Origin of the sequence: Lactobacillus nasalidis (assembly GCF_016587775.1) — a bacterium.
GTDB lineage: Bacteria > Bacillota > Bacilli > Lactobacillales > Lactobacillaceae > Lactobacillus > Lactobacillus nasalidis.
In genome coordinates this window covers 1-269 of sequence record NZ_BOCG01000044.1, presented here as the reverse complement: position 1 = coordinate 269, position 269 = coordinate 1, and the positions used below count along the sequence as shown (strand labels likewise).

1 protein-coding gene is annotated in these 269 nt (G+C 49.8%); it reads left to right on the top strand.

Features of this window, described 5'->3' with window-relative positions; all coding sequences use genetic code 11:
- A partial coding sequence (locus lacNas_RS00330; protein WP_201346485.1) for a hypothetical protein occupies window positions 1-269 on the top strand: 269 nt, incomplete at both ends.

Genomic DNA, 269 nt, shown 5'->3' with positions numbered 1-269 from the left:
CCTGTAGATGAAAACAACACGCCAATTCCAGGTGCAGATACGCCGACTTACGAGAACGACCCAGACGACCCAACCAAGGTGACTCCAAACGAGCCAACTCCGACCGTACCAGGCTACTCAACTGATGTTCCGAACGTAACTCCGGAAGATCCAACTAAGGACACTCCTGTTGTTTACACTCAGAACAAGTATGGTCTGACTGAAAAGTTTGTCGATGAAGACGGCAATGAACTGTCACCGAGCGTAACGAAGGGGACTGAGTACAAGAC